General features: G+C 61.7%; 13 protein-coding genes and 1 tRNA gene. 5 read left to right on the top strand and 9 right to left on the bottom strand.

All coding sequences use genetic code 11. The features are described from left to right. Both B9A15_RS17555 and B9A15_RS23045 read left to right on the top strand, forming a co-directional pair. Nucleotides 1–1,533, top strand: coding sequence for an acyl-CoA carboxylase subunit beta (locus B9A15_RS17555; protein ID WP_084411834.1), 1,533 nt, complete (start codon nucleotides 1–3; stop codon nucleotides 1,531–1,533). Between the two features lie 118 nt (nucleotides 1,534–1,651). Beyond that, nucleotides 1,652–1,822, top strand: coding sequence for a hypothetical protein (locus B9A15_RS23045; protein WP_170923348.1), 171 nt, complete (start codon nucleotides 1,652–1,654; stop codon nucleotides 1,820–1,822). A gap of 46 nt (nucleotides 1,823–1,868) precedes the next feature. Here the strand turns inward: B9A15_RS23045 and B9A15_RS17545 are convergent, their stop codons facing one another. The 9 genes from B9A15_RS17545 to B9A15_RS23670 all read right to left on the bottom strand — a co-directional run bounded on the left by B9A15_RS17545 (nucleotide 1,869) and on the right by B9A15_RS23670 (nucleotide 11,466). Beyond that, nucleotides 1,869–2,558 (bottom strand): HAD family hydrolase, encoded by a 690-nt coding sequence (locus B9A15_RS17545; RefSeq protein ID WP_084411832.1) that lies wholly within the window; start codon nucleotides 2,556–2,558, stop codon nucleotides 1,869–1,871. Between the two features lie 279 nt (nucleotides 2,559–2,837). Then, nucleotides 2,838–2,969 (bottom strand): hypothetical protein, encoded by a 132-nt coding sequence (locus B9A15_RS23675; protein ID WP_273506908.1) that lies wholly within the window; start codon nucleotides 2,967–2,969, stop codon nucleotides 2,838–2,840. Nucleotides 2,970–3,639: 670 nt separating this feature from the next. Beyond that, nucleotides 3,640–4,446: an MBL fold metallo-hydrolase gene (locus tag B9A15_RS17540; protein ID WP_084411831.1), complete on the bottom strand. Its 807-nt coding sequence runs from the start codon at nucleotides 4,444–4,446 to the stop codon at nucleotides 3,640–3,642. Nucleotides 4,447–4,455: 9 nt separating this feature from the next. Beyond that, entirely contained in the window at nucleotides 4,456–5,253 is a 798-nt protein-coding gene (locus tag B9A15_RS17535; protein ID WP_084411830.1) for a TatD family hydrolase, read from the bottom strand. A gap of 4 nt (nucleotides 5,254–5,257) precedes the next feature. After that, nucleotides 5,258–6,808, bottom strand: a complete 1,551-nt coding sequence (gene metG / locus B9A15_RS17530; protein ID WP_084411829.1) for a methionine--tRNA ligase — start codon at nucleotides 6,806–6,808, stop codon at nucleotides 5,258–5,260. A gap of 160 nt (nucleotides 6,809–6,968) precedes the next feature. Continuing rightward, nucleotides 6,969–8,024 carry a DNA polymerase III subunit delta' gene (locus B9A15_RS17525; protein WP_084411828.1) on the bottom strand — a complete coding sequence of 352 codons (1,056 nt, stop codon included), beginning with the start codon at nucleotides 8,022–8,024 and terminating at the stop codon, nucleotides 6,969–6,971. 5 nt (nucleotides 8,025–8,029) lie between these two features. After that, nucleotides 8,030–8,698, bottom strand: coding sequence for a dTMP kinase (gene tmk, locus B9A15_RS17520; RefSeq protein ID WP_244557018.1), 669 nt, complete (start codon nucleotides 8,696–8,698; stop codon nucleotides 8,030–8,032). Nucleotides 8,699–8,876: 178 nt separating this feature from the next. Beyond that, complete coding sequence (locus tag B9A15_RS17515; protein ID WP_244557017.1) at nucleotides 8,877–10,016, bottom strand: D-alanyl-D-alanine carboxypeptidase family protein; 1,140 nt, start codon at nucleotides 10,014–10,016, stop codon at nucleotides 8,877–8,879. A 337-nt stretch (nucleotides 10,017–10,353) separates the two neighbouring features. Beyond that, complete coding sequence (locus B9A15_RS23670; RefSeq protein WP_084411825.1) at nucleotides 10,354–11,466, bottom strand: septal ring lytic transglycosylase RlpA family protein; 1,113 nt, start codon at nucleotides 11,464–11,466, stop codon at nucleotides 10,354–10,356. 711 nt (nucleotides 11,467–12,177) lie between these two features. Between B9A15_RS23670 and B9A15_RS17500 the strand changes: the two genes are divergently transcribed. From B9A15_RS17500 to B9A15_RS23705, 3 genes are all read left to right on the top strand, one after another. Continuing rightward, the gene (locus tag B9A15_RS17500; protein WP_244557016.1) at nucleotides 12,178–12,720 is read left to right on the top strand and encodes a YgjV family protein; all 543 of its coding nucleotides are present in this window, start codon (nucleotides 12,178–12,180) and stop codon (nucleotides 12,718–12,720) included. Nucleotides 12,721–12,807: 87 nt separating this feature from the next. Beyond that, a tRNA-Ser gene (locus B9A15_RS17495) sits at nucleotides 12,808–12,897 on the top strand. 80 nt (nucleotides 12,898–12,977) lie between these two features. Further along, nucleotides 12,978–13,268 carry a DUF6538 domain-containing protein gene (locus B9A15_RS23705; protein ID WP_342170468.1) on the top strand — a complete coding sequence of 97 codons (291 nt, stop codon included), beginning with the start codon at nucleotides 12,978–12,980 and terminating at the stop codon, nucleotides 13,266–13,268. The last annotated feature ends 593 nt before the right edge of the window (nucleotides 13,269–13,861 follow it).

The raw sequence follows: 13,861 nt of genomic DNA, 5'->3' as shown, positions 1-13,861 counted from the left end.
ATGCGCGACATGCTGGCCGAACTCGAAGCGCGGCGTGAACGGGCGAGGGCGGGTGGCGGCGCACGGCGCATCGAGGCGCAGCATGCCAAGGGCAAGCTGACGGCCCGCGAACGCCTTGAGATCTTTCTCGACGAAGGCTCCTTCGAAGAATTCGATATGTTCGTCCAGCATCGAGGGACCGATTTCGGCATGGACGAGCAGCATTATCCCGGCGACGGCGTCGTGACCGGCTGGGGGACCGTCAACGGTCGGACGGTCTTCGTCTTCGCCAAGGATTTCACCGTCTTCGGCGGGTCGCTCTCGGAAGCCCATGCCGAGAAGGTTCAGAAGGTGCAGGATCTCGCTTTACGAAATCGCGCGCCGATCATCGGCTTTTATGACGCGGGCGGCGCGCGCATCCAGGAAGGCGTCGCGGCCCTCGGTGGCTATGCCGAAATCTTTCAGCGCAATGTCCTTAGCTCCGGCGTCATCCCGCAGATTTCCGTGATCATGGGCCCATGCGCGGGCGGCGACGTCTATTCGCCGGCCATGACCGACTTCATCTTCATGGTGCGCGACACGTCCTATATGTTCGTCACAGGGCCAGACGTGGTGAAGACCGTCACCAACGAGACGGTCACGGCGGAGGAACTCGGCGGCGCCTCGATCCATACGGTGAAGTCCTCGATCGCCGACGGCGCTTATGACAACGATGTCGACGCGCTTCTGCAGATGCGGCGGTTGCTCGATTTTCTGCCCGCTTCCAACACCTCGCCAGTGCCCGAACTCGACTACAGCCAGTCGGTCACAAGTGACGATTCGTCTCTCGACACGCTGATTCCAGACAACGCCAACAAGCCTTACGACATGAAGGAATTGATCCGCAAAACGGTGGATGAGGGCGATTTCTTCGAGATCCAGGAGAGCTTCGCGAAGAATATCGTCACCGGTTTTGGGCGGATCGAAGGGCGTAGCGTCGGCATCGTTGCAAACCAGCCCATGGTGCTTGCCGGCGTGCTCGATGCCGATGCCTCGCGTAAGGCGGCGCGTTTCGTACGCTTCTGCGATTGCTTCTCAATCCCCGTCGTCACATTTGTCGACGTGCCAGGTTTCCTTCCAGGCACGTCCCAGGAATATGGCGGGCTGATCAAGCATGGCGCAAAGCTCCTCTTCGCCTATGCCGAGGCGACCGTGCCCAAGGTGACGCTGATCACCCGCAAAGCCTTCGGCGGGGCCTATGACGTGATGGCCTCGAAGCATCTACGAGGTGACATCAATTACGCCTGGCCGACGGCGCAGATCGCTGTCATGGGCGCCAAAGGCGCGACCGAGATCATCCACCGCAAGGATGCGGGCGATGCGGAAAAACTCGCTGCTCATACCAAGGCTTACGAGGATCGTTTTCTCTCGCCCTTTGTCGCGGCCGAGCGCGGTTATGTGGATGAGGTGATCATGCCGCGTTCAACCCGGCGGCGCGTGGCGCGGGCGCTCGCCATGCTGCGCACCAAGGAACTTGAGAACCCTTGGAAGAAGCACGACAACATTCCTCTCTGACAACGCGTCAATCGGCGGTGTGATGTTGATCAGATGGCGCCGGCTTTCGACTTCGACCGAAGGCGAATGGCACGCCTCTATGGTTAGGATTAGGTTAATCCTCGGGAGGACCCGAACCATGATCAACCGGATCGACGACAGCGCATCGGACGCGATGCGTTTTTTCCTGAGCCAAAAAACCAATCTGGTGCCGCGCCGCGATGCAGCTGGTTCGGCCACAATGAGCGATCAGGACGAGGCTGTTGAGCACCCGGCCGAGGCTAAGGACATTCAAGCCCGGACGTCCTAAGCCTCGATATACCACTTATTCCGCCGCTCGGACCGGCTCGACGAGGTCATGCGCTCACGCCGGTGTTTCCGCGCGCTGCCGCGAGCCGTTCTTCGAGCCGTGACAGCAATTGCGGATCTCGGAAATCGCTGACGACCAGATCGGCACCTGCGCCGGTCAGATGCTCGTCCTCGAGGGATGTGCGCAGGCCAACCGTTGTCAGCCCGGCAGCGCTGGCGGATTTGACGCCGGACAAACTATCCTCGAAGGCCATCGCGTGGGACGCGCTGCCGCCAAGCAGTTTCAGGCCGGTCTCATAGGGCAGGGGATCGGGCTTACCCCGTTCCAATTCGACGCCGATCACGATGGTCGAAAAATGCCGCTTCAAGCCGGAGCCTTCTAGCATCTGTTCAGCATTGGCACGCGGCGCGTTTGTCACGATCGCCCGCAAGACGCCCTCGCGATCGGACCACTCGATGAGCGCTTCAATCCCGGGCGTTGGCTCGAGCTCCGAAACACGCTCCCGAAACAGCGCCTCCTTCCTGTCGACTATGGCCAGACCCTCCTCCTCCGTCTTGTCCGGAAACAAGGCGGCGGCAATCGTGGGATTGGCGGCACCCATGATCTTCATCCGATAGGTTTCGAGATCGATCGAGCGCCCATGCTCCGACAGCACTTCGTTGAAAGCGGCGAAATGGACGGGATCGCTATCGATCAATGTGCCGTCGAGATCGAAGAGCAGGCAAAAGGGCGCCATGGCAGCCTATGTCCTTCAGAATGTTGAATCGGTTTGGCAGGGTCCTGCCCGAATGCCGATCCAAGGACAAGCTGCATACGCCAAATTTGGGCCGAGCCTACCCACGACGACCGGCTGATCCCAACGAAACACCTGCAAGACGCGGATCACCGACATTGGCGCAGGTTGGCTTTTGGGCCCGCGATGGAACGAGCATTGTCCGAACGCCGTTCTGGAACCCACAATCTCTCAGCCGCTAGATTTGGCACGATCAAAGCGTCAAAGCACCGCAGATGCGCGTCAACCGGGCCAGAGATTGACGATCGTCATGGCGCCGAGCGCCAGCACGACACCGGCGATCAGGACATACAGAATGCGTGGGCTCTGATTGCCCTGGCGGACTTCGCGGGAATCGAATTTCGGCTCTGGCATGGCTTGCCTCCCTATGCCGACGGTCGAGCCAGCCTGACTCGCCCTATACATGCAATTGGTGCGTTTCAAACCACGATCAAGCGCCGTGCGCCCGAGAGCGCTCAAACGTCGATAACGGCGTTCGGCGGAAGCTCCGATAAGTCAATTGTCCGAGCTGGTCGGGGACGCGAGACCCGGAGCTGCCGGAGCCGATCCGCCGACGGAGCGCCAGCTCGCAATCTGCGCCGGCTCATCCATCAGGACGGCGTCCAGGGCGACCGAGCGCGACATACAGAGCTGTGAACGCGAAGGGCGGCGAACCAGCGAACTCCGACGATGGCTAGAACACCCATGCGAAGGGCTGGTTGGCTTTTCAGGACAGTTCCATAATCTGTATTATGCAACTTCAATGAAGGGCTACCGGGATTGGTGTCTGAATGGAGATGTCCCTTCCCTCGGCCTTATTCGCCGACGGCACGAATGCCACCACACGTCTTGGCATGCGGCATCTTTCGAGTACGCTAATCGATATGGTTTATGCGGCGACCCACTGGCCGAGCGTGTGATCGTTCGGCACCCGGAAGCGTTTGGCTCGATACAGGAGCGCCGTCAGCATTCATTGACCGCCCTGCCGCTAGATCGCCGATCTTCGACGACAGAGCCTTCTAAGGTAGGGACGGAAATCGCCGCGCTACAGCGGACGTTCGATCACCAGGCCATCATAGCCCGGCTCGACATGCGCCGGCGTCTCGCGGCGGACGGTGTCGTAGTCGAGCGGCGTGTGCATATGGGTCAAAGTCGCCGAGCCGACGCCGAGTTCGTCGATCCAGTCGAGAGCCTGCTGAAGGCTGAAATGGCTTGGATGTCGGCGATACTGGAGAGCGCCGAGGACGATGTGGTCGGTACCTCGAAGGGTCTCGACCGTCTCGGCCGGGAAAGCGCTGACGTCGGTGCAATAAGCGATCGGCCCAAAATGGAAGCCGAGCGAGTGGATCGCGCCATGAATCTGGAGCATCGGCAAGATGTCGATGGGTCCGCCGGGTCCATCAATGGCGAAACGCTGCCCGGCCTCGATCTCGATATGCCAGGCGATCGGCGGATAGTCGCTGCCTTTCGGGGTTCGAAAGACATAGGCGAAGGCTTCGAACACGCGCCCGAAGGTTTCGGTATCGGCATAGACCGGAATTTGCGCGCCCTGGCTCTGCGCAAAGCTGCGCATGTCGTCGATGCCGTGGATATGGTCGGCATGGGCATGGGTCAGCATGATGGCGTCGAGCCGTTTGACGTTGGCCGCAAGCATCTGCTGCCGAAAATCCGGGCCGCAATCGATGGCGACGACCGTGCGCCCTCTCGCGGAGATCCGCTCGATCAGAGCGGCCGTTCGCGTCCGACGATTCTTAGGATTGTCGGGGTCGCAGGCACCCCAATCCCCGTGAATGCGCGGGACACCCGGCGAGGATGAGCAGCCGAGAATGGTGAGCCGAAACCGGTCCGCCATCGCTTCGGCTCACGCAGCCAGCCTGGGATCCGGAACCTTGCCGAAAAGCGCGAAGAAGTTGTCCGAAGTCCGCTTTGCGAGTTCCTCGATGTCGACGCCTTTGACCTCGGCCAGAACCTCGGCTGTATGGCGGACATAGCTCGGTTCATTGCGCTTGCCGCGAAAAGGCGGCGGCGCGAGATAGGGCGCGTCCGTCTCGACCAGCAAACGCTCCATCGGCACATCGGCGGCAATAGCTCTCAATTCGTCGGAGCGTTTGAAAGCCAGAATGCCGGAGAAGGACACATGGCCACCGAGTTCGAGCCCGGCCTCGGCGAGCCCGCGCCCTGACGAAAAGCAATGGAGAATGAAAGGGAAAGCACCCTTTCCCGTCTCCTCCCGCAGGATTGCCGCGACATCCTCATCGGCATCGCGCGCATGGATCACGAGCGGCAGTCCGGTTTCGCGCGCGGCCGCGATATGCCGGCGAAACACCGCCTGCTGCACCTCGCGCGGGGCCCGGTCATAGTGATAGTCGAGTCCTGCTTCGCCGATGGCCACGATTTTCTCGTCGGCTCTCGCCAGTTCAACGAGTCTCTCGGTTGGAACATCGGGCTCGTCGCCAGCCGAATTTGGATGGGTGCCGACCGAGGCGAAGACGTTGTCGTAGCGCCCGGTCAGGACCTTCAGCCGATCGATCTTTGCCACCATGGTTGAGATGGTGACGAAGAGCTTCACGCCGTTCTCAGCAGCGCGCGCCATCAGCGCGTCGCGGTCCTCGTCGAAATCCGGGAAATCGAGATGGCAGTGGCTGTCGATCAGAAACATGGTATCAGGCGTCGCTTTCGCTTTCGACGAAACGCGGGAAGATGGGCTGAGGGGCGGGGAGCGCCCTGCCCGGCTTCAGCGCGAAGTCCTTTGATAGCGCCGTGAAGCTGCGCTCGGTCTCGCCGATGCCAAGGACATCGAGCAACTTCCCAGCGCTCTCGGGAATGAAGGGCTGCATCAGGATCGCGACCTGACGGAGGACTTCGGCAGTCACATAGAGCACCGTCTGCATCCGCGCCATATCGGTCTTGCGCAGAGCCCAAGGCTCCTCGCCGGCAAAATAGCGATTGGCCTCGGAAACGACCGCGATCTGAGCGGCGAGAATCTGATGGAGTTCCTGCTTGTCGGCCGCCATACGGGCCTTCGGCAGAAGCGCTGAGGCCGCGTCGAGAATGGCTTGATCGTTCGCGGTGAACTCACCGAATTCCGGCACCGCCGCGTCGCAATGCTTGGCGATCATGGAGAGCGAGCGCTGGGCCAGATTGCCGAGATCGTTGGCGAGTTCGGAATTGGTCCGGTTCACGATGGCGTCGTGGGAATAGTTGCCGTCCTGGCCGAAGGACACTTCCCGCAAGAGAAAATAGCGGAATCGGTCGAGGCCATAGGTCTCGACGAGCGCGAAGGGGTCGATGACATTGCCCACCGACTTCGACATCTTCTCTCCGCGGTTGAAGAGAAAGCCGTGAGCAAAGACGCGCTTGGGCAGAGGCAGGCCTGCGGACATGAGGAAAGCCGGCCAATAGACCGTATGAAAGCGCACGATGTCCTTGCCGATGACATGAAGATCGGCGGGCCAGAAGCCAGCGCGGGCGCCCGATTGGTCTTCCAGATAGCCGGTCGCCGTCAGATAGTTCGTCAGCGCGTCGACCCACACATACATGACGTGCTTCTCGTCGCCCGGGACCGGAATGCCCCAGTCGAAGGTCGTCCGCGAGACCGAGAGGTCGCGCAGGCCGGATTTGACGAAGGAGACGACCTCGTTGCGGCGCTCGGCCGGGCCGATGAAATCCGGCTGGCTCTCATAGAGCTTCAGAAGCGGCTCCTGAAATTTCGAGAGGCGGAAGAAATAGCTCTCTTCCTCGATCCACTCGACGGGCGTTCCCTGGGGGCCGACGCGCGAGCCATCCTCGCGAAGGACCGTCTCGTCCTCGCCGTAATAGGCCTCGTCCCGGACCGAATACCAGCCGGAATAGGAATCCTTGTAGATGTCGCCAGCCGCTTCCATGCGCTTCCAGATCGCCTGGCAGGTCTCGCGATGCCGGGCTTCGCTGGTGCGGATGAAATCGTCATTCGAGCCGCCCATGGATTTGGCCATGCGCTGGAACTCGGCCGAATTGGCGTCGGCGAGTTCGCGCGGCGTCATGCCTTGTGCGCGGGCCTTCTGCAGCATCTTGATGCCGTGTTCGTCCGTTCCGGTCAGGAAGAAGACGTCATAGCCGTCGAGCCGCTTGAAGCGCGCCAGCGCATCGGTCGCGATCAGCTCGTAGGCATGGCCGATATGCGGCTTGCCGTTCGGATAGGAAATCGCCGTCGTCAGATAATAGCGTTCGGCCATGGGGGTGTCGTCTGTCCTGCTCGGAATATCTCGCATCCGCGAATTTGAGTCGTTCACGGCCTTAAAGGAATTCGCCTTGCCTCTCAATGAAGGAGGTTCGGCGGAGGCTGACAAGGGCCACCCACGCAATCGTCTCCGCCGCCCGGACAATCATTCGACCTCATGCGCTTTCGAAGCGATCAGCGGCAGCTGCATGATAGGCATTGTAAAGCGTCAGTAAGACCTGCTTGCGATCGAGATTATAGGCGACCGCCTCGCGGATGCGGGCACGTTCGCTTTGCCAAAGGGCAGCAAAACGGGCCGCCCTCGCCCCGTCTCCTGCATCGAGTGCGGCTTCACTCGCTTTTGCAATGGTTGAGAGAATCGAGTCGATAGCGAGATCGAAGGACGCTTCCCGCCCTTTCAGCGTCAACTGATCGGCAAGCGCCGCTATACCGTTCCAGTCTGGCCGATCGGCGTCCAGAAGCGGCTCCAACGCATCCACGATTTCTATGCCCCCATGCTCTTCCATCACAAGGGCGCGCCGAACCGACCCTTCGCTCGCGCTGACCATCGCTTGGCGCTCTTGCTCGGAAAGGGTGGGAGCAATCGCGGCCAGCGTCCTGTCGAGCGTCAAAGGGTCGAGTGGATCGAACCGCAAGGCCCGACAACGCGAGCGGATGGTCGGCAAGAGGCGGCCCGGCGTGTGGTTGACGATGAGAAACAACGCCCGATCCGGCGGCTCTTCGAGCATTTTCAACAGGGCGTTGGCCGCATTGCGGTTCATGTCATCGGCGGGATCGACGATGGCGATCCGATAGCTGTCGCTGGCACCCGTTGCGTGAAAGAAGCGAGCGAGGCGGCGCACCTCCTCAACGGTGATCTGGGTGCGAAAGCCACTGCCGCGCTCCTGGGCCGCGCGGGTCACATGAATGAGGCCTGGATGTGCGTCGGTGGCGATCTGGCGAATGACAGGATCTTCGGAAAAGAAGGATGCCGTCGCCCCCTCCCCGTCAGCCGTTCGCGCATTCAGGAGAAGCCTTGCAAAAGCAAAGGCGGCCGTCGCCTTACCGATGCCGCGCGGTCCCTGGAGGAGCCAAGCGTGATGGAGCCGCTTTTCGCTCCGCGCCCGTATCAGCTCGGCAAAAGCTGCCTCGTGACCATAGAGGGCGAGCCGAGCCTTGGGCGGGACGACCGCCCCAAGATCGTCGTGCTCGGGGAGGGTCGTAAACGCCATCTCGCTCACGATCCCTGCCGCTCCCGGTTCTTCACGAGCCGATCGAGATCAAGCCGGTCTTCGACCGCGGCCAGGACATCTTGAGCGATCTCGTCCGCGTCGCCCTGCCCGTCGATGACGACGCAGCGTTCGGGCTCGGAGCGTGCAATGGCCAGGAACCGCTCTCGCCGTTCGACTTGGACGCTCAAATCCTCCTCTTCGAAGCGGTCGGCCTTGGCTTCCTGCCGGCGCAGCCTTGCCCGCTCGGCTCCGATCTCGGCCGGAACGTCCAGGATGATGGTGAGGTCGGGCCCGACGCCGTTCAGCGTCGCCCATTCCAGGCGAGCGAGGAAAGCGCCCTCCTCCGGGTCGTCGCTCGCTTGATAGACCCGCGTCGAATCATGAAAGCGGTCGCAGAGAACGACCGCGCCACGGGCCAAAGCGGGACGGATGACGACTTCGAGATGGTCGGCCCGTGCGGCTGCAAAGAGAACGCCCTCCATCTGAGGACCCAAATGCCGAGCCGCGCCGGACAAGACCACATGTCGGATCGCGTCCGCACCTGGCGTGCCGCCGGGCTCACGGGTCGTCACCACATCGAGCCCATGCGCCGCCAGAGCATCGGCAAGCCGCCGAATCTGCGTGGTCTTGCCGCTGCCCTCGCCGCCTTCGAAAGTAATGAAAATGCCGGCCAATGGGCCTCCGCTTGGTTGACGGGCGGCGACGCCGGGACCAGGTCGCCGCGCAGCTTTGATCTTCCCGCCGCGGCGCATGGACATGGACCAGACCCTTTGTTTTCCCTTGTGCCTCTATCGGCAGGCCGATGCGAGGCGCGCTTGCCCCAAATGACCGGCCCAGCGTCAGAGGATGCAGTCAGAAGGAACGGGTCCATCCCAATGCCAGTTCCTCCATCGCACCGACGGCACGATCGGTGAAACTGCCCACCGGCACAGAGCCGCTCGCATAGACGGTCTGGCTATAGACGGTTTCGTCCGCCACCTGAATATCCAGAACGCCCACTTCGTCTCCGTCTTCGACGGGAGCGATCAGCGGGCCCTCGAACCTTATGCGGGCTTCGACGTCGCCGAGCGAAGCTTCCGGGAGGAGTATGCGAACGGGCCGATCGACGCGCACGGATACCGATTCCCCTGCCCCGTTGAACACGGGAACGCTCGCTACGACGGCACCGGCCGAGAGTATATCCGTCTCCACCAAGCCATCGAAGCCGAAATCGAGAAGACGCCGAGCTTCCGCTTCGCGCTCGGCCCCGGAGGGAAGTCCCGACAGCGCGAGATAGAACAGACGATCACCTCTCGAGACGACCGCCATCAGCGAATAGCCGCTGTTTTCCGTATAGCCCGTGCCGATGCCCTCCCCGCCGATTGTCTCGGCTAGAACGGGATTGCGGTTGCGCTGAAAGATGCCGTTCCATTCGAAAGCCGGCTCGGCGAAAATCTTGTAGAGATCAGGGTGCGCCTCGCGCAAGTGACGGGCCAGGGTGACGAGGTCTCTGGCGCTCGTCTTCTGCCCTTCGGCCGGAAGGCCCGTCGGGTTGACGAAATGGCTGTCCTTCAGGCCAAGCTCCGCTGCTCGGTCATTCATCCGCTTCGCAAAGGCCTCCTCCGAGCCTTCGAGCCCTTCGGCAAGGATAATGGCGCCGTCATTGGCCGCCTGGATGATCGTACCGCGGATCAGTGCAGAAACCGGCACGCTGGATTTGATCGCCGCGAACATCGTTGATGTGCCCGATGGCGCGCCGCCCGTGCGCCAGGCATGTTCGGAAACCGGATATTCGCTCGCCAATGAAATCTCACCGCTTTCGATTGCCTCGAAGACGATCTCCATTGTCATCAGCTTGGCGAGCGAGGCCGGCGGAAAGGGCTCTGCCGCGTTCTTGGAGAGAATGACCGTACCCGTTCGATCCTCGACGAACAAAGCGCGTGGGGCTTCCGTTGTCAGGCCATAGGCCGACGCCTGAGCTGCATCCTGAGCCTTGCTGGAACTGGCAATCACGAAAAGAGCGAGACCGCCTAGGCAAGCGGCCCGTGCAAGACGCGACTTCGAACAATGAACAGGGCAAGACGACATGGCGGGCTCTCATCGGGCAGGCGCGACGATGCGCGACGTTTAGCCTTCTGGGCCTTCATCGCAAAGCCTTCGGGCCGAGCGATCGGGACACGCTTGCGTCATGCGCCGCAGGCAGGAGGCCGTTCCGTCACCCGTCAGAAGCGCCAATAGGGCGGCCGGTCGAGCAAGGACAGATCGATGCGCGAACCGGAAGAGGCCTGTCGATCACGAGCGCTGACAAAAGGCGCTCAATAGTTCTCGGCCGATCCGCCCGACACACGCGTCAATCGCGTTCGGCGAAAGCGTCCGTGAAGCCGGCGTCCCACAACCGGCGCAGAACGCGGTCCGGATCGACACCCGGCGCGACGATCATGGTTGCCGAGACGAGATTGGGGTCGGTCGTCGCTTCCGCCCGTGCCGTGCTTTCGACGCCGACGACATCACTGACACGCGCCATCAGATCGCGGTCCACCGTGCCCAGATTGAAATGCTGTGCCGCGCGGGAGGGCTCAGCCGTACCGAGGGCTTGCAAGGCGGCGGTCGCTCCGCTCACCCGCTCCTCAGAACTGAAGGCTGCAAGCTCGGACGGAGCCCCCAGGGGCCGCGCCGGTTTGTTCTGGAACAGAGACTGGAGGGGGCGAACGCCCGGCATCGGCGCAGAACCGGATGACGACAAGGCCATCATGGCGCCCGCCTCATTCAATCCACGCGTGGTTGGCTCGGCCGAAGCGAGCATCGAGCCCTCAGGCAGACCCGGCGTCCCATCGCCTGGGCGGTAGCTTGCCATCAGCATTTGAGTATCATCGCCCTCCAATGGTGCCCGGCCGACATATTCGACCTTCACATTGGCGACGCCCGAATGGCGAAAGCCGAGAAGATGGGCCGCCTCGGACGACAGATCGATTTCCCGGCCATGGGCGAAAGGCCCGCGATCGTTCACGCGGACCTGGATCTGCGCCCCGGTCTCCAGATTGGTCACGAGCGCATAAGAGGGAAGCGGGAAGGTCTTATGGGCCGCAGACAGCCCGTGCATGTCGTAGATCTCGCCATTGGCGGTCAGACGGCCGTGGAAGTTCGGCCCGTACCAGGACGCCATGCCTGTCGCCACATAACCGGGCTCGTCCTTTGGATAATACCACTCGCCCTTCACTTTATAGGGCTTGCCGATCTGCGCCCGTCCTCCGCCTTTCGGCACCCGGCGAGACGACGTCATGCGGGGCGAGGCTGGAACGCCATAGGTCTTGGAATCGAATTTGACAGTGGTCGAGATCTCGATGAACTCGTCGGCGCTGATCCCGCCATCCTGACAACCGGATACGAATGCGGCGGCTCCCAGAAGCGCAGCAAGCGCGACACGGCGGCGCATCATGGCCGTTCGAGCAAGACCTGTCAGCATTCCATTCCCTCTCCTGTCCGGTGCCGGCAACGCATCCCCATACGCAGCCGGGCCAGCGCCTGAATGTCGTAGCAATCGCAAGGAGCCGCGATCAACCCGTCTGATGTGCCTGACGCTTTAACCGAACCCGCTTGTCTGGCCCCATAAAGGGCGCGGTTCCGGCACGGCCAGGCGAAGTTGGCCCAGTTTTGTCGCATCGCGGCAACAGGCATCGATGCTTCGTTTTCGACGACAGCTGAAACCTGCACGAAAACGCGTTTCCAATGAGTTGCTTGCGCAGGGCTGACGATTCGTTGCTTAACGGTCACTTTCCGAAAGCCATGAAGACCATACGGTTGGTCCGCCACGATTTGGCCTAAGTTGCGAAAACCGAGATCGTTAACCAATCGTGTGATCAGGATCGATCGTCAGCCGAATGTGGTCGACCGACAACAGACCTTATCGCGTTCGAAGCTTGCGCCGGCATGAGCCATCGATTCCGACGGTCTCTCCAGTGCCATCTCGCAGGCGCCCTTTCGCTTGTCTCGTTCGGCATCCGGGTGATCGAGCCGATGCCGTCTCGACGTCCGCGCGGCCTTCAGCATGCCGAAAGTCGTCGTTGCGAAGCGATCAAAAGGATTTCGCAAGACTCATCGAAGGTGCATCCGTTTCTCGCCCGCTCTGCTTGACCCTTGCGCAAAGATCGATCAGGCCAAGGCCATGATGGACATCATGTCTCCCGACCTAGCCGGGCAGACGGCGGGGCTCGTCGCTCTCGGTCTCTGTGTCGCCGCCTTCTCCAGCAAGAGCGATGACAAGCTGCTGGCCATTCTCGTTCTCGGCAATGTCGCTTTTGCGATCCAATTCGCCTTGTTCGGCGCCTGGGTGGCATCGGCCATTTCGGCCCTCATCATCCTGCGCATTCTTCTGGCTCGGCGCATGCCGCGCCATCGTGGCGCGATGATCGCGATGCTTCTGGCAACGCTTCTCGTCGCCACGCTCGCCTGGCAGGGTCCGGCAGACCTCGTCCCGCTGGCGGCCGGCCTCCTCGGCACGTTCGCCATGTTCATGCTTCGCGGCATTCCCATGCGCCTATGCTTGGCGGTCGCAGCCTTTCTCTGGATGGTCACCAACGCGGTCAGTGGTTCCTGGGGCGCGCTTGCGGCGGAAGGCTTTGTTCTCGTGGTCAATCTCGTAACGATTTTGCGGATCGCTCGAGACAGCCGCACCAAAGGCGAAGACGCCCGGTTGACCTGTCGAACCGCTCGGCTGTAAAGCCTGCCAGATAACCGTTCGGAATCGGTTCGCAGCCACCGCGCATCACGTCGCAAATGGCTGAACCACCAAGAGCAACGACGGTACGGATGGGTGTCCGAGTGGTTGAAGGAACCGGTCTTGAAAACCGGCAGGCGGGGAACCGTCTCGTGGGTTCGAATCCCACCCCATCCGCCACACTTAAGTTATTGTAATCATTGGGTTATTATCCCTCTGAAACCGCCTGATGTCTGGCTCTAAAGTCACAGGTGACGGACATGGCGCGGCCATATATCTCCCGACGAGGTGGAATGTGGTGGTTTACATGGGCGATGCCGTGGGACCTTCGCGGAGGATTCGGCAACTGCCATGTGCGACGATCTCTCCGCACGTCCGAATTCAGCGTCGCGAAGAGGGGGGCGGCGCGCATGACAGTGGCGATGGACGATTGGATGGCGGCGGTGCGGCACGCCATCGACGATGATCCCGACCAACCCGATCGCGCCCTGCTTTCTCGACTGCTGGACGACGCCCTGTCGCTCGAAGATGGCGCGACCGCTGCTGCGTGACTTCGTCAGAAGGCATGTGATCTACGTGCCGCCACTTATCAACTCGCAGCTGTCACCGGTGCGGGGGATCAGGTTCGGGCCACGACGTCCCGCACTCTGCCGGTCGCCTGCGGCATGGCTGACGACATCCAAGAGAAGACGGCCCCGTCTCGCCGACCTTGAGGCCCGGCACGCCCCATCCGACGCGATTGCGGCGCTTCGGGCGGAAGTGGCCGCTTCGATGGCCGACATACGCACCACGGTCCTCGGCGCCCACCGCTGGTCCGGGGAGAAATGAGGATTGCTTCTCGGAAACGCGTGTCAGCGCAGGTCGGCGCTTGTTCCCCGGGCGAACTTGCCGCACAGCGTCCACGCCGCGCGGGACGCGCGCCGTCGATTTGGCTGACGTTGCCCTGTGCTGTTTCATGCGTCAAACGCGGACAGCCCCGCATTGCTGCGGGGCTGTTGATAGTTTTGATGTGTTATGTGTTTGGAGAAGAAGAAGCTTGTGCTTTTGCATGAGCTATTTTTTGCGATTGGCAGACCTGGCGGCGACCGACTTTCCCGCGTCTTGAGACGAAGTATCATAGGCGCTGGGGCGTTTCACGGCCGAG

The sequence above is a fragment of the Fulvimarina manganoxydans genome (assembly GCF_900176465.1).
GTDB lineage: Bacteria > Pseudomonadota > Alphaproteobacteria > Rhizobiales > Rhizobiaceae > Fulvimarina > Fulvimarina manganoxydans.
Note: the sequence above shows the minus strand (reverse complement) of the source record. Positions and strands in the feature narration are given on the sequence as shown.